This is a genomic window from Niallia sp. 03133 (assembly GCF_052663225.1).
In genome coordinates, this window is the sequence record NZ_JBQTCY010000003.1 from 372,948 (window position 1) to 393,274 (window position 20,327).

The 20,327-nt window shown below is 37.0% G+C and carries 20 protein-coding genes and 1 tRNA gene; 20 read left to right on the plus strand and 1 reads right to left on the minus strand.

The window, feature by feature from the left end; genetic code table 11:
• Nucleotides 1-4 precede the first annotated feature (4 nt).
• The 12 genes from hisB to ACTYBU_RS06360 all read left to right on the plus strand — a co-directional run bounded on the left by hisB (nt 5) and on the right by ACTYBU_RS06360 (nt 11,141).
• Nucleotides 5-592, plus strand: coding sequence for an imidazoleglycerol-phosphate dehydratase HisB (gene hisB, locus ACTYBU_RS06305; protein ID WP_445488068.1), 588 nt, complete (start codon nt 5-7; stop codon nt 590-592).
• Between the two features lies 1 nt (nt 593).
• Nucleotides 594-1,217, plus strand: coding sequence for an imidazole glycerol phosphate synthase subunit HisH (gene hisH / locus ACTYBU_RS06310; protein ID WP_445488070.1), 624 nt, complete (start codon nt 594-596; stop codon nt 1,215-1,217).
• Nucleotides 1,218-1,222: 5 nt separating this feature from the next.
• Nucleotides 1,223-1,957 carry a 1-(5-phosphoribosyl)-5-[(5-phosphoribosylamino)methylideneamino]imidazole-4-carboxamide isomerase gene (gene hisA, locus ACTYBU_RS06315; RefSeq protein WP_445488073.1) on the plus strand — a complete coding sequence of 245 codons (735 nt, stop codon included), beginning with the start codon at nt 1,223-1,225 and terminating at the stop codon, nt 1,955-1,957.
• Nucleotides 1,951-2,709, plus strand: a complete 759-nt coding sequence (gene hisF / locus ACTYBU_RS06320) for an imidazole glycerol phosphate synthase subunit HisF (protein WP_445488075.1) — start codon at nt 1,951-1,953, stop codon at nt 2,707-2,709. The genes hisA and hisF overlap by 7 nt, the downstream gene beginning before the upstream one ends.
• Nucleotides 2,706-3,341: a bifunctional phosphoribosyl-AMP cyclohydrolase/phosphoribosyl-ATP diphosphatase HisIE gene (hisIE, locus tag ACTYBU_RS06325; RefSeq protein WP_445488077.1), complete on the plus strand. Its 636-nt coding sequence runs from the start codon at nt 2,706-2,708 to the stop codon at nt 3,339-3,341. The genes hisF and hisIE overlap by 4 nt, the downstream gene beginning before the upstream one ends.
• A gap of 277 nt (nt 3,342-3,618) precedes the next feature.
• The gene (locus ACTYBU_RS06330; protein ID WP_445488079.1) at nt 3,619-5,133 is read left to right on the plus strand and encodes a tetratricopeptide repeat protein; all 1,515 of its coding nucleotides are present in this window, start codon (nt 3,619-3,621) and stop codon (nt 5,131-5,133) included.
• A 213-nt stretch (nt 5,134-5,346) separates the two neighbouring features.
• Complete coding sequence (gene trxB, locus ACTYBU_RS06335) at nt 5,347-6,297, plus strand: thioredoxin-disulfide reductase (RefSeq protein ID WP_445488081.1); 951 nt, start codon at nt 5,347-5,349, stop codon at nt 6,295-6,297.
• A gap of 872 nt (nt 6,298-7,169) precedes the next feature.
• Complete coding sequence (locus tag ACTYBU_RS06340) at nt 7,170-7,628, plus strand: NUDIX hydrolase (protein ID WP_445488083.1); 459 nt, start codon at nt 7,170-7,172, stop codon at nt 7,626-7,628.
• 14 nt (nt 7,629-7,642) lie between these two features.
• Entirely contained in the window at nt 7,643-8,527 is an 885-nt protein-coding gene (gene rapZ / locus ACTYBU_RS06345; RefSeq protein WP_445488084.1) for an RNase adapter RapZ, read from the plus strand.
• A gap of 2 nt (nt 8,528-8,529) precedes the next feature.
• Complete coding sequence (locus ACTYBU_RS06350; RefSeq protein ID WP_445488086.1) at nt 8,530-9,501, plus strand: gluconeogenesis factor YvcK family protein; 972 nt, start codon at nt 8,530-8,532, stop codon at nt 9,499-9,501.
• A 267-nt stretch (nt 9,502-9,768) separates the two neighbouring features.
• Nucleotides 9,769-10,713, plus strand: coding sequence for a DNA-binding protein WhiA (gene whiA / locus ACTYBU_RS06355; RefSeq protein WP_445488087.1), 945 nt, complete (start codon nt 9,769-9,771; stop codon nt 10,711-10,713).
• 182 nt (nt 10,714-10,895) lie between these two features.
• On the plus strand, nt 10,896-11,141 hold the full coding sequence (locus ACTYBU_RS06360; protein WP_445488089.1) for an HPr family phosphocarrier protein: 246 nt from the start codon (nt 10,896-10,898) through the stop codon (nt 11,139-11,141).
• A 114-nt stretch (nt 11,142-11,255) separates the two neighbouring features.
• On the opposite strand, the gene clpP is transcribed toward ACTYBU_RS06360, so the two are convergent.
• A complete protein-coding gene (gene clpP / locus ACTYBU_RS06365) occupies nt 11,256-11,852 on the minus strand; it encodes an ATP-dependent Clp endopeptidase proteolytic subunit ClpP (RefSeq protein ID WP_445488092.1) in 597 nt (198 codons plus the stop codon).
• A gap of 332 nt (nt 11,853-12,184) precedes the next feature.
• On the opposite strand from clpP, the gene ACTYBU_RS06370 reads away from it, so the two are divergent.
• From ACTYBU_RS06370 to ACTYBU_RS06405, 8 genes are all read left to right on the plus strand, one after another.
• Nucleotides 12,185-12,256, plus strand: a tRNA-Arg gene (locus tag ACTYBU_RS06370).
• 315 nt (nt 12,257-12,571) lie between these two features.
• Nucleotides 12,572-13,588, plus strand: a complete 1,017-nt coding sequence (locus ACTYBU_RS06375) for a sugar-binding transcriptional regulator (protein ID WP_445488094.1) — start codon at nt 12,572-12,574, stop codon at nt 13,586-13,588.
• A gap of 52 nt (nt 13,589-13,640) precedes the next feature.
• Complete coding sequence (gap, locus tag ACTYBU_RS06380) at nt 13,641-14,648, plus strand: type I glyceraldehyde-3-phosphate dehydrogenase (RefSeq protein ID WP_445488096.1); 1,008 nt, start codon at nt 13,641-13,643, stop codon at nt 14,646-14,648.
• Nucleotides 14,649-14,749: 101 nt separating this feature from the next.
• The gene (locus ACTYBU_RS06385; protein WP_445488098.1) at nt 14,750-15,934 is read left to right on the plus strand and encodes a phosphoglycerate kinase; all 1,185 of its coding nucleotides are present in this window, start codon (nt 14,750-14,752) and stop codon (nt 15,932-15,934) included.
• Nucleotides 15,935-15,970: 36 nt separating this feature from the next.
• Nucleotides 15,971-16,729, plus strand: coding sequence for a triose-phosphate isomerase (tpiA, locus tag ACTYBU_RS06390; RefSeq protein ID WP_445488100.1), 759 nt, complete (start codon nt 15,971-15,973; stop codon nt 16,727-16,729).
• Nucleotides 16,726-18,261 (plus strand): 2,3-bisphosphoglycerate-independent phosphoglycerate mutase, encoded by a 1,536-nt coding sequence (gene gpmI, locus ACTYBU_RS06395; RefSeq protein WP_445488102.1) that lies wholly within the window; start codon nt 16,726-16,728, stop codon nt 18,259-18,261. The genes tpiA and gpmI overlap by 4 nt, the downstream gene beginning before the upstream one ends.
• Before the next feature lie 26 nt (nt 18,262-18,287).
• Nucleotides 18,288-19,583, plus strand: coding sequence for a phosphopyruvate hydratase (gene eno / locus ACTYBU_RS06400; protein ID WP_445488104.1), 1,296 nt, complete (start codon nt 18,288-18,290; stop codon nt 19,581-19,583).
• Nucleotides 19,584-19,745: 162 nt separating this feature from the next.
• Nucleotides 19,746-20,270 (plus strand): SRPBCC family protein, encoded by a 525-nt coding sequence (locus tag ACTYBU_RS06405; protein ID WP_445488106.1) that lies wholly within the window; start codon nt 19,746-19,748, stop codon nt 20,268-20,270.
• The last annotated feature ends 57 nt before the right edge of the window (nt 20,271-20,327 follow it).

Below are 20,327 nucleotides of genomic sequence, written 5' to 3' on the forward strand. Positions count from 1 at the left end.
AAGAATGGGAAGAACAGCGGCAATCAGCAGAAAAACAGGAGAAACAAATATACAATTATCTTTTAATGTAGATGGAGAAGGTATAGCAGATATTGATACTGGCGTGCCATTTATGAATCATATGCTGGACTTGTTTACAAAACATGGTCAGTTTAATTTGACGGTGCAGGCGAATGGAGATATTGAAGTAGATGACCACCACACAACTGAAGACATTGGCATTTGTCTTGGTCAAGCTTTAAAAGACGCTATTGGAGATAAAAAAGGCATCAAAAGATATGGAAACAGCTTTGTGCCAATGGATGAAACACTGGCGCAAGTTGTTATTGACTTAAGCAACCGCCCTCATTTAGAGTTCCGGGCAGAATTTCCAAGTCAAAAAGTAGGCACATTTGATACCGAATTAGTGCATGAGTTTTTATGGAAATTAGCTTTAGAAGCGAGAATGAACCTTCACGTTATTCTTCATTACGGACAAAACACGCATCATATGATAGAGGCTATATTTAAAGCGTTGGCACGGGCGCTAGATGATGCAACAACCATTGATCCAAGAATAAAAGGGGTACCTTCTACGAAAGGAATGCTGTAAGATGCTAGGCATTATTGATTATGGAATGGGAAATTTATTTAGCGTAAGTAAAGCCCTTGAGAGACTTGATGTACCATATTTTATTTCAGAAGACAAGGATCAGCTTTTAGAGGCAGATGCTTTAATCCTTCCTGGAGTTGGGGCATTTAAAGATGCAATGGCACGTTTGAATGAATCTGGTTTAACCGATATGATTCATGATTATACAAATAGCGGACGTCCATTGCTGGGCATTTGCCTTGGCATGCAGCTTCTTTTTGAAGAAAGTGAAGAACATGGACAAACAGAAGGATTAAAGTTATTGCCTGGGAAAGTAATTCGATTTCCAGGAGTTACAGAGGAAGGCGCTTCGTATAAAGTTCCCCATATGGGATGGAATTTATTATCCTTTAATGGTACAAATGCTTTAACCGAAAATATTCAAAATGATTATGCTTATTTTGTTCACTCCTACTATGCTGCGACTGAGGAAGAGGTTATCATAGCGAAAAGCCTTTATGATAAGGAAGTTCCAGCAGTAGTGGGTAAAGGGAATGTGTATGGGATGCAATTTCATCCTGAAAAAAGCAGTAAGTTAGGAATGCAATTATTAAATAACTTCACACAGCTTATGAAGAAAGGATGAAAAGAATGAGTTTTACAATATATCCTGCTATTGATATGCTTGGCGGCAAATGTGTTCGTTTATTGCAAGGAGATTATAATAAAGAGACCGTTTATGGAGATTCTCCTTTTGCGATGGCAAAAAACTTTGCAGAGCAAGGTGCAAAGTGGATACATATGGTGGATCTTGATGGAGCAAAAGACGGAAAAAGAGTCAATGATGCGTTCGTTATAGATGCTGCACAAAAATTAAATGCCAAGGTGCAAATCGGCGGAGGAATTCGTACAGAAAAAGATATCGTCCACTATTTGGATAATGGAATTGCTCGTGTCATCATTGGCAGCATTGCAGTATCAAATCCGGATTTTGCTATTGAAATGATTCGTAAATATGGAAACAAAATAGCGGTGGGAATAGATGCAAAAGATGGCTATGTTGCAACACATGGGTGGATAACCACATCTGAAAGCCGTGCTGTTGATCTTGGAAAACGATTCGCTCACGCTGGTGCTGAAACGTTTATTTTTACAGATATTGCTACAGATGGTATGCTTAGCGGTCCAAATGTTGAGGCAGTGAAAGAAATGGCGGTCGAGACTGGAAAAGAAGTCATTGCTTCAGGTGGAGTAAGCAGTTTAAACGATTTAAAAATATTAAAAGAAGTGAGCGGTGCAGGGGTTCGTGGAGCTATTGTTGGGAAAGCTCTTTATGAAGGACGTTTTTCTGTACAGGAAGCATTAGAGGTGAATGTTTCATGTTAACGAGCAGGATTATTCCATGTTTAGATGTTAAGGATGGCCGCGTAGTAAAAGGAGTTCAATTTGTTCAATTAAGAGATGCGGGAGATCCAGTGGAATTAGCGAGATTTTATGATGAGCAAGGTGCGGATGAATTAGTTTTTCTTGATATCTCTGCATCCCATGAAGGCAGAAAAACAATGGTAGAAGTAGTAAAAGAAGTTGCGTCGGAGCTTGCTATTCCTTTTACAGTTGGCGGAGGGATCAACTCGTTGGAGGATATGAAGAAAATTTTGCGTGCAGGTGCAGATAAAGTGTCCTTAAACACAGCAGCTGTTACTAACCCAGCGCTAATTACAGAAGGCGCAAACTTCTTTGGATCACAATGTATAGTAGTAGCAATCGACGCTAAGTTTGATGAAGAGATAGGAACCTGGCGTGTGTATACGCATGGAGGCAGAAAAGCGGTTGATAAAGATGTTATTTCATGGGCGAAAGAAGCAGTAGAGCTTGGCGCTGGAGAAATTCTTTTAACAAGCATGGATTCAGATGGAGAGAAAAAGGGATTTGACTTAGCTTTAACTAAAGCGGTTAGTGAAGCTGTGACAGTACCTGTTATTGCTTCTGGGGGAGCAGGCAATGCAGAGCATTTTCAAACAGTTTTTCAAGAAGGAAAAGCTGATGCTGCTTTAGCTGCATCCATTTTTCATTATAAAGAAACTTCTGTACATGAAGTAAAGGAATATCTGAAAGAAAGAGGAGTGCTTGTTAGATGAATATCGAAGACTTGGCATTTGATGAAAAAGGGTTAATTCCGGCAATTGTGCAAGATGTTGACACAAAAGAGGTATTAACATTAGCTTATATGAATAAAAAATCGCTGTTAAAATCGATTGATACAGGTGAAACGTGGTTTTACAGCAGATCAAGACAAGAGCTTTGGCATAAAGGTGCAACAAGTGGAAACACACAGAAAATTGTTGAGATGAAATTTGACTGTGATAAAGATGCGCTTGTTGTGCTTGTTAATCCAGCAGGACCAGCTTGTCATAACGGAACGGCAAGCTGTTTTACAGAAAGCATCTATCAAAATAAACTTACATCAGACTCTGAATTATCAAACTATCAAATTTTATATAACCTTGAACAAGTAATAAAAGAAAGAGAAGTAAATCGCCCAGAAGGTGCTTATACGACTTATCTATTTGAAAAGGGTGTCGATAAAATCCTTAAAAAAGTGGGAGAAGAAGCAGCAGAGGTTATTATTGCAGCCAAAAATCGTGATGCTGAAGAGTTAAAATGGGAAGCTGCTGATTTATTGTATCACCTATTTGTTTTATTAAGAGAACAAGGCTTGCCTTTTGCAGAAATATTAAATGTATTAGAAACTCGTCATCAAGAGAAATAAAGGGATACTTTAAGAGTGGGGTAAATATAAAATATGGGGCAACTCATGAGTCACTTTTTTTGACTTATCGGTTGCCCTATTTTTGAGTATAAAAAGGTGGAAGAACTCCTAAAAAAATTGGAGAATATACCAAGATGTTTTTAGAAATGGGCGACTAGAAAAAAACTTCCATTAATGATTCTTCTCCGAAAGCTTTAACATATGTTATACTACATTAGTTGAATGATAGCTACGTTTCTTTATTAGTGAAGAACTGCAATAGATAGATGGAGGATTTATGAATAAAAACTCAAAAATAGGAAAACCGATGGGTCAACTTATTACATTTAATCCTACAGGCGAATATTATTTTTCAAAAGGTATTAAAGCATATCATCGTAAAGATTATTATAAATCATTAAAATATCTGCAAAGAGCCATGCACTTTGAGCCTGGGGAACCAATGATTGTCTGTCAGTTGGCAATCGTTTATGCAGATATTGGAGAATATCAAAAATCAAATAAGCTCCTTCATCTTATTATCGAAGAATTAGATGAAGAGATGGTGGAATGTTATTATTTCCTTGCAAATAATTATGCTCATTTAGGATTTTTTAAAGATGCCTATTATCATGCGAATTTATATTTGAAATTAGATGAAAATGGGGATTTTGCAGAAGAAACAGAAGATTTATTAGAAGTGTTGTCATTAGAGTCAGATCTTCTTCAAGAAGAGGATCCATATGAAGAAGATGATTTAATCAATAGACAAGATGAAGCAAGAGAATTGCTGGAATCAGGGAATTTTCCAAAAGCTGTTGAAATGTTAAACAAAGTAATCTGCGATTATCCAGAGTATTGGTCTGCATACAACAACTTGGCGTTAGCTTATTTTTATCTAGGAGAAGTAAAAAAGGCAAACAGCATTCTAGATGAAGTATTGGAAAAAAACATGGGGAATTTGCATGCGCTTTGCAATAAATTAGTGTTTGCGTTTTATGAAAAAGAAGAGAAAAATATTAAACAATTAACGAATATTTTACAAAAAATTAAGCCTATTTCCATCGACCACCAATTTAAAATTGGATCAACATTTGCTTTGATAGGAGAATATGGCTCCGCTTATTTTTGGTTAAGTAAACTGCATAAACAAGGTTTTGCTGGAGATGCGTCTTTTTATTATTGGTTTTCTTATGCAGCCTATTTCACAGGCAGAGAAAATCTAGCGTCAGCTTTATGGGGAAGTGTGTTAGAAGAGAATCCAGAGAAAAAAGGGCATGAACCTTGGAATAAAAGAGAAGAAAAAGAAAATGGCTTTGAAAATCATTTAACATCTATTATGAAGAGATTGAAAAGCAGCTATTTAGAAGAAAGGTTGTTTGCCTTATTTTTAACTAGTGTTTCCACGTATAAGGAAAAAATACTATCTTCTCAAAGCATACAACAAATGGATGTTCTTTCAACTTTAGAACAGCAATATTTATCCTTTATTAAAACGGGATATGAAATAGAAGATCCGCTGTTGTTAAGTGCACATAGCACGGCTGAAACTATCTATAAAATACATCAGCCAATTGGAACGGTGGAAGCAGGTTTATATTTAAAATGGTTTTCTGTATTTATTGAATTGCATAAAGCCGGTGTGGTAATGAAAAATAGCAGTGCCTGGGCAGCAGCAATGGATTATGTATGGCATAAAATCAGAAATAAAAAAATATCACAGCAAGAAATGGCCATTACCTATGGATTGTCGCCTTCGACTTTGCAAAAATACATCAAAATAGTCAAACAACATTTAAGTTTAAACTTCTAAACGAAAGCTGCATGTTGAAACAGTTACGTTGAGCAGATTTTTGGACTATTAGTCCCTTGTTATATAGGATAGAAGTAGATGGTCATACTATAAATGCATAGTAAAGCAGCTGTAAATATCATTACAGGCTGTTTGAACTTTAGCCATACATTGTTTTATTTTAGATGAAAACTTAGTATGTTATTTTGGTTATTTCAAAAGGAGTTGAATGTTGTGACAGAAGAAAAAATTTATGACATTATTATTATTGGTGCAGGTCCTGCAGGAATGACAGCTGCAGTCTATACATCCCGTGCGAATTTATCGACGCTAATGATAGAAAGAGGTATTCCTGGCGGTCAAATGGCCAATACAGAAGATGTGGAAAATTTCCCTGGTTTTGAAAGTATTTTAGGTCCTGATTTATCCAATAAAATGTTTAATCATGCAAAAAAATTTGGCGCTGAATATGCATATGGCGATATTAAGGAAATTGTGGACGGATCAGAATATAAAACAGTGAAGGCTGGTTCAAAAGAATATAAAGCAAGAGCAGTTATTCTTTCAACAGGTGCAGAGTACAAAAAAGTTGGTGTGCCGGGCGAAAAAGAACTTGGTGGCCGTGGTGTTTCTTATTGCGCAGTTTGTGATGGAGCATTCTTTAAAAATAAACGATTATTTGTAATCGGCGGCGGCGACTCTGCTGTTGAAGAAGGAGTATATTTAACTCGTTTTGCATCACAAGTGACGATTGTACATCGCCGTGATGAACTTCGAGCACAAAAAATTCTGCAGCAACGGGCGTTCGATAATGAAAAAGTTGATTTTATTTGGAATCATACGATTAAAGCAATTAATGAAAAAGAAGGCAAAGTTGGCAGTGTAACCCTTGTTTCAACTGTTGATAATACAGAGCAGGAACTGGAAGCAGATGGTGTATTTATTTATATCGGCATGCTGCCTTTATCAAAGCCATTTGAAAATTTAGGGATCACAAATGAAAATGGCTATATTGAAACAAATGATCATATGGAAACAAAAGTTCCGGGTATTTTTGCTGCTGGAGATATCCGTGAAAAATCCCTTCGTCAAATTGTAACGGCAACTGGTGATGGAAGCATTGCTGCTCAAAGTGCACAGCATTATGTAGAAGAACTAATGGAGTCGTTAAAACAAAAAGCATAAAAAAACAGGGAATGAAAAAGTCTATACAGACCATAGGTAAAGATTTGTTTGCAAGCTTTCAGACGACAAGATGTTATTGAATTTCGAGTCTAGCGACATAGTCAGAATAGGTTATGTTAAAACATTTTAATTTAACTGTAACAATAGTGCAATATATTTCGGGTATGATAATAATAATTGACCCCCTTTTAAGATATAAATCTTTTTCCGAGGATGTCCAAAAGGAAAGGGCAGATTACCACGTAGCGTGGTGCTGTCAGCCTTTATTAGGACACCCTCTTTTTTTTTCGACTCAAAGGAAGCGAATCAATCGAATCTGCAACAGACTTGAAGGAAGCAAGTCTATGGGCGTTGCCACGGGAGTAGAGAATTAAGTCGGCAAGTTCACAAAGCATCTCACACCTCGTTCTTCTCCTTATGACAAGTCAACATCGAATCACTACGTTCTTCGTGTTTCCCTTATCACGTTTTAAGGGGCATTAAGCCATTCCGAAATCTGGATAGCAGAAGAAAAAATGCCCGTAAAGGTCCGAGAAAGGTACACAAACTAAAATCGCCACTTCCTTATGTCTTCGTTTGTGTGATCCGCATCCTGTGGAACGCAACTAACCATCAGGAGTAAGAACACTCCTGATGGTTAGTTGCGCCTTATCTCGTTCAGAGTGCTCCGACGGTACAGGATGTACAGGATATACAAGTACCGATGTTGCTACAGGAGGTGGCGTATTTAATCGGCTAGTCCATTCGGAACTAAACTTGCGCTTCTACTTTTCTAATATATTGTGGGGGATTCTTAATAATAGTATAATAATAAGAATAGATTACAGTATTTTCTACATAAGCTAGTTTACAAAACAATCGAGGTGATTTTAGTGCAGCGTGTGACAAATTGTTTGTTGCTTCAAGATAATAAAGTATTGCTTTTACAGAAACCAAGAAGAGGTTGGTGGGTAGCTCCAGGAGGAAAGATGGAGCCTGGAGAATCAGTAAGAGACTCATGTATTCGTGAATTTAGAGAAGAAACAGGAATCTACTTAAGAAATCCAAATATTAAAGGGATTTTTACGTTTATTATAAAAGATGGAGATAAGATTGTATCAGAATGGATGATGTTTACGTTTTTTTCTACTAATTCCGATGGCATCCATGTGGACGAATCGGCTGAAGGAAAAATAGTATGGCATGAATTAGATGAAATTCGCAATCTCCCAATGGCAGAGGGAGATTATCATATATTGGATTATATGATTCATGGAAACGGGCTGATATATGGAACTTTTACGTATACACCAGATTTTGAATTAATTAGCTACCGTCTTGATCCAAGCTGAATTTATTAGGGGGAATGAACATGAATGCGGTGAATGAGACACAATTTGTCATTATCACAGGAATGTCAGGTGCAGGAAAAACAGTAGCCGTTCAAAGTTTTGAAGATTTAGGGTTTTTCTGTGTGGATAATTTGCCTCCAACTCTTTTGCCAAAGTTTCTTGAACTTATGAAGGAATCTGAGAATAAGATGAATAAAGTAGCACTGGTAATGGATTTAAGGGGTAGAGAATTTTTTGACAATTTATTTAGTGCACTTGATGGCTTGGCAAAGTCTTGGGCAACTCCTCGAATATTATTTTTGGATGCAGAAGATAGTACGCTAGTCAGAAGATATAAAGAAACAAGAAGATCTCATCCCCTTGCACCTTCAGGGCTGCCTTTAGAAGGAATTAAGCTCGAAAGAGAATTATTAGAAGAATTAAAGGGCCGGGCACAGATTATTTACAATACATCACAGAGCACCCCGAGAGAATTGCGAGAAAAAATTTTAAAAGAGTTTTCAGTAAATAAAGAAACCATTTTTACTGTGAATGTTATGAGCTTTGGTTTTAAACATGGAATTCCAATAGATGCAGACTTAGTATTTGATGTGCGTTTTTTACCAAATCCTCATTACGTTGAGCATATGAGACCGAAAACCGGACTTGATGTCGATGTTTCTAGTTATGTATTAAAGTGGACGGAAACAAATCAATTTCTTGAAAAAGTAATTGATTTATTAATATTTATGCTGCCTCAATATAAACGTGAAGGAAAATCCCAGCTTGTGGTGGCAATTGGATGCACAGGTGGACAGCATCGTTCTGTCGCTTTATCTGAATATATTGGACACCATTTCGAAAAGGATTATCATGTAGAAATTACTCATCGTGATATGCAGAGGAGAAAGGACTTATAAACATGAGTGAAAGCGAGCAGCCTAGAATAGTAATCATCGGTGGAGGTACTGGTCTATCGGTTTTACTAAGAGGGCTAAAAAAATATCCTGTTGATATCACAGCGATTGTAACAGTGGCTGATGATGGAGGAAGCTCTGGCAGATTAAGAGATGAACTTAATATTCCAGCGCCAGGGGATATTCGAAATGTATTAGCTGCAATGTCAGATGTAGAGCCTTTAATTGAGGAAATGTTTCAGCATCGTTTTTCCAGCAGCAACGAGCTTGCTGGCCATTCATTAGGAAACTTAATTATTGCAGCTATGACATCTATAACCGGGAATTTTACGTATGCTATTCAAGAAATGAGCAAAGTGTTGAATGTTCGTGGGAAAGTCCTGCCTGCAACAAGCCACAGCGTAGTCTTAAATGCATTAATGGAAGATGGAACTGTTGTAACTGGAGAATCGAGCATTCCTGAAAGTGAGAAGAAGATAAAGGAAGTTTTTTTGACTCCTAAAAATTCTACGCCGCTGCCAGAAGCCCTTCAGGCTATTCGTCACGCGGATTTGATTGTAATAGGACCAGGAAGTTTATATACAAGTATTTTGCCGAATTTAATCGTTCCTGAAATCGGAGAAGAAATCGTAAAAGCATCTGCTAAAAAAGTGTATGTATGCAATATAATGACACAAGCAGGTGAAACGTCTAATTATTCAGCAAGTGATCATGTAAGGGCTATTTATCATCATATGGAAAAGCCATTTATTGATACTATTCTTGTAAATAGAGAAAATATTCCTGAAGATATTCAGGAAAGATATAATGAGGAAAGAGCGAAACCTGTGAATTTTGATACAGATCAGTTAGAACACCTTGGACTAAACATAATTTGTGGTGATATTATCAGTTTAGAAGATGATGTTATTCGCCATAATACAGTGGAAGTTGCGAAAATATTGTATTCATTAATAAATGAACGAGCCATCCATTAAGGATGTATTACACAATAATTTTTCCCAAGAAAAAATGGGGAGAATAGAGCGTTATATTTTTAATCTTTTGATTAGATAATATTGCGTTATTTAAAAAGAATAACTAACAATATTCAAAAGTAGATGGATGTCTAGCTCCAGCGCCTGGCACTTGTGAAAAAATAACCTTTTGCCTCTTAGAAGTAAAAAACACTTTTTGAGTCAAAAAAATATTTTTCTTCAAGGTTGTGCAAGGCGCTTGAGCTTTTCTTAATGGAGGTGAAGGAAATGTCTTTCGCTTCAGAGACAAAAAAGGAATTAACCACAATTGAAGTTAAAAATTGCTGTGGGAAAGCAGAATTATCAGCGCTTATTCAAATGAATGGCACTCTATCTTTTTCTAATCAAAAATTAGTGGTAGACATTCAAACGGAGAATGCAGCAATTGCAAGAAGAATATATACATTAATAAAAAAATATTATGACATTCCGGTAGAACTGCTTGTTCGAAAAAAAATGCGTTTAAAAAAGAATAACGTTTATATTGTAAGACTTTCCGCTAAAGGAAAAGAAATTCTGGAAGACCTTCAAATATTAACAGAAGGGTTTATGTTTACCCATGATATTTCAAAAGATCTGGTCAAGAAAAAATGTTGTAAACGTTCTTATTTGCGTGGAGCATTTCTTGCAGGAGGATCTGTTAATAACCCGGAAACCTCGTCTTATCATTTAGAAATATTCTCTCTCTATAAAGAACATATAACGGCATTAAGCGAGTTAATGAATACATTTGATTTAAATAGCAAAACTCTTGAAAGAAAAAAAGGATATATCACGTATTTAAAAGAAGCAGAGAAGATTACTGAGTTTTTAAATATCATTGGGGCACACGGTGCATTGCTCCGTTTTGAGGATATTAGGATCGTTCGGGATATGAGAAACTCTGTAAATCGTCTTGTAAATTGCGAAACCGCTAATTTAAATAAAACAATTGGCGCCGCCTTAAGGCAAGTAGAAAATATCCGTTATATAGACAGAACGGTGGGACTGCAAATTTTGCCGGATAAATTACGTGAAATTGCGGAACTGAGAGTTGCCTACCAGGATGTAACCTTAAAAGAATTAGGAGAAATGGTCTCTTCCGGAAATATAAGCAAATCGGGAATAAATCATCGATTAAGAAAAATTGATGAAATTGCGGAAGCACTTCGCCGTGGGGATAAAGTAAACTGATTTTATTGTTCCTGTTCTCCTGCTTTTTTCTAGCCCAGCAGTTGTATTCCTTTTCTTTGAAACTTCTGTCAGTGTATAATAGTACTCATTGATGGAAGTTTCACGATATTAAAAGATGGTGTTTCGTTTATTTACTTGTATAATAGGAAGTAGAATACAAAAGAGGAAAGGGATGAAGAAAGATGGTGGAGAAGCAAATAAAAGTAAAATTAAAAACAGGTTTACAGGCCAGACCAGCTGCCATATTTGTACAAGAAGCAACCAGTTACTTATCAGATGTTTATATTGAAAAAGAGGGAAAAAGAGTGAATGCAAAAAGTATTATGGGGATTATGGGATTAGCTGTACATTCAGGGGCAACAATAAAAATAATTACGGACGGTAGCGATGAATTGGAAGCGCTTAATAAACTAACTGAACTTTTGTAAGCGTTGTTATAATGCTTAAAATAAAATTTAACTACTAGCGGGACTGTGTTTTTTGAATGGATAAAGATTTCAAAAAAAGATGAGGCTGGTGCCTCATCCTTTTTTAAATATGTCTTATTTATCTGTTAAAGAGTTGCGAGTAATAATATGATCTACTAATCCATATTCCTTTGCTCTATCTGCAGTCATAAAGTTGTCACGTTCTGTATCGCGGGCAATAATGTCTATAGGCTGACCTGTGCGCTCGGATAAGATGCCATTTAATTTATCACGCAAGAAAAGAATGCGTTTCGCAGCAATTTCAATTTCAGTTGCTTGACCTTGTGCTCCGCCAAGGGGCTGATGAATCATTACTTCACTGTTTGGAAGGCAGTAGCGTTTTCCTTTTTCACCTGCTGCAAGTAAGAAAGCACCCATTGATGCAGCCATGCCGATGCAAATAGTCTGCACTTTCGGTTTAATGAACTGCATCGTATCATAAATTGCCATTCCAGCAGTTATGCTGCCGCCAGGGCTGTTAATGTAGATAGAAACATCTTTTTCTGGATTTTCTGCATCTAAAAACAATAATTGGGATACAATGGAATTTGCTACATTATCATCAATTGCGCTTCCTAACATGATAATGCGATCCTTTAATAGACGAGAATAGATATCATAAGCACGTTCTCCTCTATTCGTTTGTTCAATAACTGTAGGAATTAAATTCATTACAAATCCTCCTTTTAAGATAAGTTATTCTTTTTAAGTATGTGTTTCTTCAATATTGACCAAAATCAATACTGTATGTAACCATAATGATACACGGATGGTCAATTAAGGTCAAACGATTACTCCTGTAAGTATAAAATTATCATTCGACAAAGCTTGTTATTGATTTTATATCAGCAAAATTAAGAAGGATGTGTTTAGGTATGTACCTAAACATGATACCCAACAAGCATTTTTTTAAACAATATTGGCTTGCATAATTAGAAAACATGACATATAATATGGAAGTTAAACTTTAGTTGGATATTGTTTCTATTATTATACCTCAATATGCCCTCGTGGTGTAACGGATAGCACGTAAGATTCCGGTTCTTGAAATGGGGGTTCGATTCCCTCCGAGGGCGTTTCCTAACTGAATGTCCCTGCTCTTTTTTAAGGGCAGGGACATTCTTATTTTTATAAGGATTCTTCTTTGGCTTTTGTGAGGAAATCTGACATCTTCTTTGTAAGGAATTTAGGTGAATTTTTTCACATTTTTACACATGAAAAATCTTCACTTTTTCGTCAAAATTCATAAAAAATGGACGGATATAAGTTGAATTCATTTAATACTGGTGTTAGAATGATTTTGTAGCAGGAATGATTTTTTTTGCAGCCTCCGGGACATAATATGTCTATGCGGGACTTCTAATGACCACTCCAAGTGAAGGAGCTACATCATGTATTCATTTATTGAGATTCAAAAAAGATTATTACCTGATTTTCTTACGGTTATGCAAAAAAGATATTATATTCTTCAGTACATTTATAACATGCAGCCTGTAGGCAGAAGAAGTTTGGCGGTAAGTTTAGGAATGACTGAAAGAGTATTGCGAAGCGAAGTCGAGTTTTTAAAAGAGCAAAAGCTTATCTCTATTGCAAATATCGGGATGTCGCTCACTTCAATTGGAGAAGAAACATTGGAAAGTCTTTCTAGTGTAATGCGTGAAGTTACGGGTATTAATGAAATGGAGAAGGTGCTGCATAAGAAGCTCGATGTCAGCAAAGTAATTATTGTCGCCGGCGATAGTGATCATTCCCCATGGGTGAAAAAAGAGCTAGGTCTTGCTGCAGCAAACTGTATGAAATCTCTGCTCAAAGGGAATAATATCATCGCAGTTACTGGAGGTTCCACAATGGCTTCTGTAGCAGAAATGTTAACCCCAGACGTTGCAGAAGGAGAATTATTGTTTGTTCCTGCTCGTGGTGGCATTGGAGAAGACGTAAAAAACCAAGCAAATACGATTTGTGCTATGATGGCAGATCACACAGCAAGCAAGCATCGTGTCCTATATGTTCCAGATGAGGTAAGCAAAGAGATGTACAAAAGCATTATTAACGATCCTCATATTAGTGAAGTGCTTAATCTTATAAAATCTGCGGATATGCTAATTCATGGAATCGGTGAAGCTGTTGCAATGGCAAAACGAAGAAGCACTAATGCAGGCAACATGGAAAAAATAAAAGACGCACAAGCAGTAGGCGAAGCATTTGGATATTACTTTAACGAAGCTGGAGAAGTCGTCCATAAAGTAGAAACAATTGGAATTCGGCTTGAAAATTTAACGACTGTTCCAAATGTAATAGCAGTAGCTGGCGGCTCATCAAAATCTAAAGCAATTAGTGCATACTTAAAAAAAGCACCACCTTCTACTATCTTAATTACAGATGAAGGTGCTGCGAAAAATTTGATATAACGGGAATTCCCTTTATATATTAATATCCTTAAAATTAGAGGAGGAAATAATAATGACAGTAAAAGTTGGTATTAACGGATTTGGACGTATCGGACGCTTAGCGTTTAGAAAAATTATCGAAAACCCAGAATTGGAAGTAGTGGCAATCAATGATTTAACTGACACTAAAATGTTGGCACATCTTTTAAAATATGATTCATCTCAAGGTACTTTCCAAGGGGAAGTCGAAGTACATGAAGGCTACTTCTTAGTAAACGGCAAAAAAGTTGTAACTACTGCTGAAAGAAATCCTGCTGACCTTAAATGGGGCGAGCTTGGAGTAGACACAGTTATCGAATCTACTGGTTTCTTTACAACTAAAGAAAGCGCAGAAGCTCATTTAACTGCAGGCGCAAAAAATGTTGTCATTTCAGCTCCAGCTACTGGTGAAATGAAAACTATCGTTTATAACGTAAACCATGAAATCCTAGATGGTTCAGAAACTGTTATCTCTGGTGCTTCTTGTACTACTAACTGCCTTGCACCAATGGCACAAGTTTTACAAAACAAATTTGGAATCGTAGAAGGATTAATGACTACAATCCATGCTTACACTGGAGACCAAAATACTTTAGATGCTCCACATCCAAAAGGTGATTTCCGCCGCGCTCGTGCAGCAGCAGAAAACATCATTCCTAACTCAACTGGTGCTGCTAAAGCAATCGGTTTAGTATTGCCTGAACTACAAGGTAAACTTGATGGAGCTGCACAACGTGTACCTGTTAAAACTGGTTCATTAACTGAGCTTGTCACTGTTCTTGATGAAAATGTAACAGTTGAACAAGTTAATGCAGCAATGAAAGAAGCAGCTAACGAATCTTTCGGTTACACTGAAGATGAAATCGTTTCTTCTGATATTATCGGAATCAGCTACGGTTCATTATTTGATGCTACACAAACTAAAGTATTAACAGTTGGCGACAAACAACTTGTTAAAACTGTTGCTTGGTACGATAACGAAATGTCTTACACTAACCAATTAGTTAGAACTGTAAAACACTTCGCACAACTAGTTAAGTAATTTCGTTTTGACTAATATGAGAGTGGTTGTACACCCTTAATCAAACAGCGGAAACTTTTTGTTTCCGCTATTTTAAAAATATGTAAGTGGGGGTCTCTAAAGTGAATAAGAAAACAATCCGCGATATCGATTTGAAAGGCAAAAAAGTTTTTGTTCGTGTTGATTTTAACGTACCAATGAAGGACCAGGAAATTACGGACGAAACAAGAATTCAAGCTGCACTTCCTACTATTAATGAATTAGTAGAAAAAGGTGCTATTGTTATTTTAGCAAGCCATTTAGGCCGTCCGAAAGGCCAAGTGGTAGAAGAGCTTCGTTTAACTCCTGTTGCTGCTCGTTTATCAGAATTACTAGGGAAAAACGTAGTGAAAACAGATGAGTCTTATGGAGAGGCTGTAATAGCTGAAATCAGCAAGTTATCTGAGGGAGATGTTCTTCTTCTTGAAAACGTTCGTTTTAATGCTGGTGAAGAGAAAAATGACGCAGAATTAGCGAAAAGCTATGCAGATCTTGCGGATGTATTTGTAAATGATGCATTCGGTGCAGCACACCGTGCTCATGCTTCAACAGAAGGTATTGCACACTACATTCCTGCTGTATCAGGATTATTAATGCAAAAAGAGTTAGATGTTCTAGGGAAAGCATTATCAAATCCTGAGCGTCCGTTCACTGCAATTATTGGCGGAGCAAAAGTTAAAGATAAAATCGGAGTAATCGATAATCTTCTAGATAAAGTAGATAACTTGATTATTGGCGGTGGATTAGCTTATACATTTGTAAAAGCATTAGGCCATGAAATTGGAAAATCTCTTTTAGAAGAAGATAAAATCGATCTTGCTAAATCATATATGGAAAAAGCAAAAGCAAAAGGCGTTAACTTTTATATGCCTGTAGATGCAACAGTTGCAGATGACTTCTCTGAAAGTGCAAACATCAAGTCGGTTTCAATTGAAGAAATTCCTGCAGAGTGGGAAGCACTTGATATTGGGCCAAAAACAGGTGCTATCTATGCAGATGTTATTAAAAACTCTAAATTAGTTATTTGGAATGGACCAATGGGCGTATTTGAAATGGATACATTCGCAAAAGGTACAAAGGCAGTGGCAGAGGCTCTTGCTGAATCTCAAGATACATACTCTGTAATTGGCGGCGGAGATTCTGCAGCAGCAGTTGAAAAATTTGACTTGGCTGACAAAATGAGTCATATTTCTACTGGCGGCGGTGCATCATTGGAATTTATGGAAGGTAAAGAACTTCCAGGTGTAGTAGCTTTAAACGACAAATAAGCATTTAAATTATAGGCATGAAAGGATGTACAAAACATGCGCAAACCTATTATTGCAGGAAACTGGAAAATGAACAAAACACTTCCAGAAGCTGTAGAATTTATTAAAGAAGTTAAAGGTTCTGTTCCTTCAAGTGAAAACGTAGATACAGTTGTTTGTGCACCTGCGTTATTCTTGGGGCAATTAGTAGAACTTACAAATGGCACAGATGTAAATATCGGTGCACAAAATATGCACTTCGAAAAAAGCGGCGCATTTACTGGCGAAATCAGCCCAGTAGCCCTTGAAAACATCGGTGTAAAATATGTAGTGCTTGGACACTCTGAGCGCCGCGAATTCTTTAATGAAACAGATGAAGCGGTAAACCAAAAAACAATTGCAGCATTTGAAAATGGTTTAACACCAATTGTATGCTGTGGTGAAACATTAGAGCAAAGAGAAAACGGCGAAACAAATGACTTTGTTGCAGCTCAAGTTCAAAAAGCTCTTCAAGGGTTAACAGACGAGCAAGCTAAAGCTACAGTTGTAGCATATGAGCCAATCTGGGCAATCGGAACTGGAAAATCATCAACATCTGCTGATGCAAACGAAGTATGTGCACATATTCGTAAAGTTGTTAGTGAACAGTTCTCAAGCGAAGTTGCTGAAAGCATCCGCATTCAGTACGGCGGCAGCGTTAAACCTGAAAATATTAAAGAGTACATGGCTCAATCTGATATTGATGGAGCTTTAGTAGGAGGAGCAAGCTTAGAAGCTCAAAGCTTCCTACAATTATTGGAGGAAGGTAAAGCATGAGTAAATCACCTGTAGCATTAATCATATTAGACGGTTTTGCTTTAAGAAGCGAACGTATGGGTAATGCGGTTGCTCAAGCTAATAAGCCTAACTTTGATAAATATTGGAACAATTATCCACATGCTACTTTAGTGGCTAGCGGCGAAGCTGTAGGTCTTCCAGAGGGACAAATGGGGAACTCGGAAGTAGGCCACTTAAATATAGGTGCAGGACGTATTGTTTACCAAAGTTTAACAAGAGTGAATGTGGCAATTAGAGAAGGTAGTTTTGAAAAAAATGAAACCTTCGTTAATGCAATAAAACATGTAAAAGAAAAAGGCAAAAATCTTCATCTCTTTGGTTTATTGTCTGATGGAGGAGTTCACAGTCATATTGAACATATGTTTGCACTTCTTCGTCTTGCAAAAGAAGAAGGTGTGGAAAATGTATATATTCACGGAATTCTTGACGGCCGAGACGTCGGTCAAAAGACGGCTGAAAAATACATTAAAGCTACACAAGAAAAAATCGAAGAATACGGTGTAGGGGAATTTGCAACGATTTCAGGACGCTACTATTCAATGGATAGAGACAAACGCTGGGATCGTGTGGAGAAATCCTATCGTGCAATGGCATACGGGGAAGGACCTAGCTACTCCAACCCACTAGACGTTGTAGAAGACAATTATAACAATGGAATTTTCGATGAATTTGTTCTGCCATCTGTTATCACAAAAGATAACGGAGAGCCAGTAGCAACGATTCAAGATGAAGATGCAGTAATTTTCTATAACTTCCGTCCAGATCGTGCGATTCAGATTTCCAATACTTTTACAAATGAAGATTTCCGTTCATTTGATCGTGGAGAAAACCATCCAAAGAACCTTTACTTTGTATGTTTAACGCATTTTAGTGAAACAGTAAAAGGGTATGTGGCATTTAAGCCGACAAACCTTGACAATACATTAGGTGAAGTTCTTTCACAAAATGGATTAAAACAACTTCGTATTGCAGAGACGGAAAAATATCCACATGTTACTTTCTTTATGAGTGGTGGCCGTGAAGCAGAATTCCCTGGTGAAAAACGTATTCTGATCAACTCTCCTAAAGTTGCAACATACGATTTAAAACCAGAAATGAGCGCATATGAAGTTACGGACGCACTTCTAAAAGAAATTGAAGCAGATAATTTTGATGCAATTATCCTGAACTTTGCAAATCCTGATATGGTTGGGCACTCCGGAATGCTTGAACCTACGATTAAAGCAATTGAAACAGTTGATGAATGCTTAGGCAAAATCATTACTTTGATTGAAGAAAAAGGCGGTAAAGCAATTATTACTGCAGACCATGGTAATTCAGATGAAGTAGTAACTTTAGATGGAAAGCCAATGACTGCCCATACAACAAACCCTGTTCCTGTTATTGTAACAGTTCCTGGTGCTGATTTACGTACAGATGGTAAACTTGGTGATTTAGCTCCAACAATGCTAGATTTATTAGGAGTAGAAAAACCAGCTGAAATGACTGGAACTTCCATTATTAAAAAATAATCGTTAATTAAAAGGAGAGAATTAATATGCCATATATTCAACATGTTTATGCTCGTGAAGTATTAGACTCACGCGGTAACCCAACAGTAGAAGTAGAAGTTTTAACAGAATCAGGTTTCTTCGGTCGTGCACTTGTGCCATCAGGTGCTTCCACTGGTGAATATGAAGCAGTAGAATTACGCGATGGCGACAAATCTCGCTACCTTGGTAAAGGTGTTCTTAAAGCAGTAGAAAACGTAAACGAAGTAATTGCTGAAGCAATTATCGGTATGGACGTTACAGATCAAGCTGGAATCGACAAAACAATGATCGAGCTTGATGGTACTGAAAACAAAGGTAAATTAGGAGCTAACGCAATCCTTGGTGTATCTATGGCTGCTGCTCATGCTGCTTCTGAAGTAGTAGGTCTGCCATTATACCGTTACCTTGGTGGTTTCAATGCAAAACAATTGCCAACTCCAATGATGAACATCATCAATGGTGGTTCACATGCTGATAACAACGTGGATTTCCAAGAATTCATGATCTTGCCAGTTGGTGCTCCAACTTTCAAAGAAGCTTTACGTACTGGTGCTGAAGTATTCCATGCACTAAAATCAGTTTTATCTGCAAAAGGTTTAAACACTGCTGTAGGTGACGAAGGTGGATTCGCTCCAAACCTTGGTTCTAACCGTGAAGCATTAGAAGTAATCATCGAAGCAATCAAAAAAGCTGGCTATGAGCCTGGCAAAGACGTATTCTTAGGAATGGACGTTGCTTCTTCTGAATTCTATAACAAAGAAACTGGTAAATATGATCTTGCTGGAGAAGGCCGTACTGGTTTAACTTCTGAAGAACTTGTTACTTTCTATGAAGAATTAGTAAATGAATTCCCAATCATTTCTATTGAAGATGGTTTAGATGAAAACGACTGGGAAGGTCATAAATTATTAACTGACCGTATCGGTTCTAAAGTACAATTAGTTGGTGACGATCTATTCGTTACAAACACTAAAAAATTAGCTGAAGGTATCGAAAAAGGAATTGCTAACTCAATCCTTATCAAAGTTAACCAAATTGGTACTTTAACTGAAACATTTGAAGCAATTGAAATGGCTAAACGTGCTGGCTACACAGCTGTAGTTTCTCACCGTTCTGGTGAAACAGAAGATGCAACAATCGCAGACATCGCTGTTGCAACAAACGCTGGTCAAATCAAAACTGGTTCATTATCACGTACAGACCGTATTGCTAAATACAACCAACTTCTTCGCATCGAAGACGAGCTTGGCGATTTAGCAGTATATGATGGTTTAAAATCTTTCTACAACCTTAAAAAATAATAAAAGGTAAAAGTTTATCTTTTATAAATTATGGGACACCCCTATTAATGAGTCATTCGTTAATGGGGGTGTTTTATTTTTAGCTATTAATAGAAGGACTTTTTTGAATCAACTCGAATAGTACGGAGAGTGAGTTAAAAAATGATGGCAGGAGGAATGGAAATGACTGAAAGCAAAGGAATAAATCAGTTGAAAACTAGTGTTGAAGGGCAGGATCTTGTGATGGAAAGGGTTTTTCATGCACCGAAAGAAGCTTTATTCCAAGCTTTCTCTGAATCAGATCGTTTGGCAAGCTGGTGGGGACCAAAAGGCTGGCAAACAAAAAATCTAAAGTTTGAATTTGAACCGAACGGTATCTGGCATTATTGCATGGTATGTACAGATAAGAATCAAGGAGATTTTTTTGGATATGAGTCCTGGGGAAAAGCTGTGTATAAAGAAATTGATCCGCCTAATAAAATTGTTTATATAGATAGTTTTTCAGATGCAAACGAAAACACAAATGCTGAGATGCCAAGCATACAAGTTACATTAAGCTTTAACGAACAAAAAGAGAGCACGCTGCTGACTATTCGATCAAGTTTTGACTCCTCTGAACAGCTGCAACAAGTAATGCAAATGGGAATAGTAGAAGGGATGTCCTCACAATTTGACTGTTTAGATGAATTTTTAACAGCAAATCAGTAAATAGATCGGGAAATTCAAAGTATACTCATAAAGTTGAGTTATTTTTTTTTATCCCAC

What these genes read in the sequence shown, in the direction of transcription:
- whiA (WP_445488087.1), top strand. Translation starts at nt 9,769, where the DNA reads ATGTCTTTCGCTTCAGAGACAAAAAAGGAATTAACCACAATTGAAGTT.
- ACTYBU_RS06350 (WP_445488086.1), top strand. Translation starts at nt 8,530, where the DNA reads ATGAGTGAAAGCGAGCAGCCTAGAATAGTAATCATCGGTGGAGGTACT.
- rapZ (WP_445488084.1), top strand. Translation starts at nt 7,643, where the DNA reads ATGAACATGAATGCGGTGAATGAGACACAATTTGTCATTATCACAGGA.
- gap (WP_445488096.1), top strand. Translation starts at nt 13,641, where the DNA reads ATGACAGTAAAAGTTGGTATTAACGGATTTGGACGTATCGGACGCTTA.
- hisF (WP_445488075.1), top strand. Translation starts at nt 1,951, where the DNA reads ATGTTAACGAGCAGGATTATTCCATGTTTAGATGTTAAGGATGGCCGC.
- hisIE (WP_445488077.1), top strand. Translation starts at nt 2,706, where the DNA reads ATGAATATCGAAGACTTGGCATTTGATGAAAAAGGGTTAATTCCGGCA.
- hisB (WP_445488068.1), top strand. Translation starts at nt 5, where the DNA reads ATGGGAAGAACAGCGGCAATCAGCAGAAAAACAGGAGAAACAAATATA.
- tpiA (WP_445488100.1), top strand. Translation starts at nt 15,971, where the DNA reads ATGCGCAAACCTATTATTGCAGGAAACTGGAAAATGAACAAAACACTT.
- gpmI (WP_445488102.1), top strand. Translation starts at nt 16,726, where the DNA reads ATGAGTAAATCACCTGTAGCATTAATCATATTAGACGGTTTTGCTTTA.
- ACTYBU_RS06375 (WP_445488094.1), top strand. Translation starts at nt 12,572, where the DNA reads ATGTATTCATTTATTGAGATTCAAAAAAGATTATTACCTGATTTTCTT.
- clpP (WP_445488092.1), bottom strand. Translation starts at nt 11,852, where the DNA reads ATGAATTTAATTCCTACAGTTATTGAACAAACGAATAGAGGAGAACGT.
- ACTYBU_RS06405 (WP_445488106.1), top strand. Translation starts at nt 19,746, where the DNA reads ATGACTGAAAGCAAAGGAATAAATCAGTTGAAAACTAGTGTTGAAGGG.
- ACTYBU_RS06330 (WP_445488079.1), top strand. Translation starts at nt 3,619, where the DNA reads ATGAATAAAAACTCAAAAATAGGAAAACCGATGGGTCAACTTATTACA.
- ACTYBU_RS06360 (WP_445488089.1), top strand. Translation starts at nt 10,896, where the DNA reads ATGGTGGAGAAGCAAATAAAAGTAAAATTAAAAACAGGTTTACAGGCC.
- eno (WP_445488104.1), top strand. Translation starts at nt 18,288, where the DNA reads ATGCCATATATTCAACATGTTTATGCTCGTGAAGTATTAGACTCACGC.
- hisA (WP_445488073.1), top strand. Translation starts at nt 1,223, where the DNA reads ATGAGTTTTACAATATATCCTGCTATTGATATGCTTGGCGGCAAATGT.
- hisH (WP_445488070.1), top strand. Translation starts at nt 594, where the DNA reads ATGCTAGGCATTATTGATTATGGAATGGGAAATTTATTTAGCGTAAGT.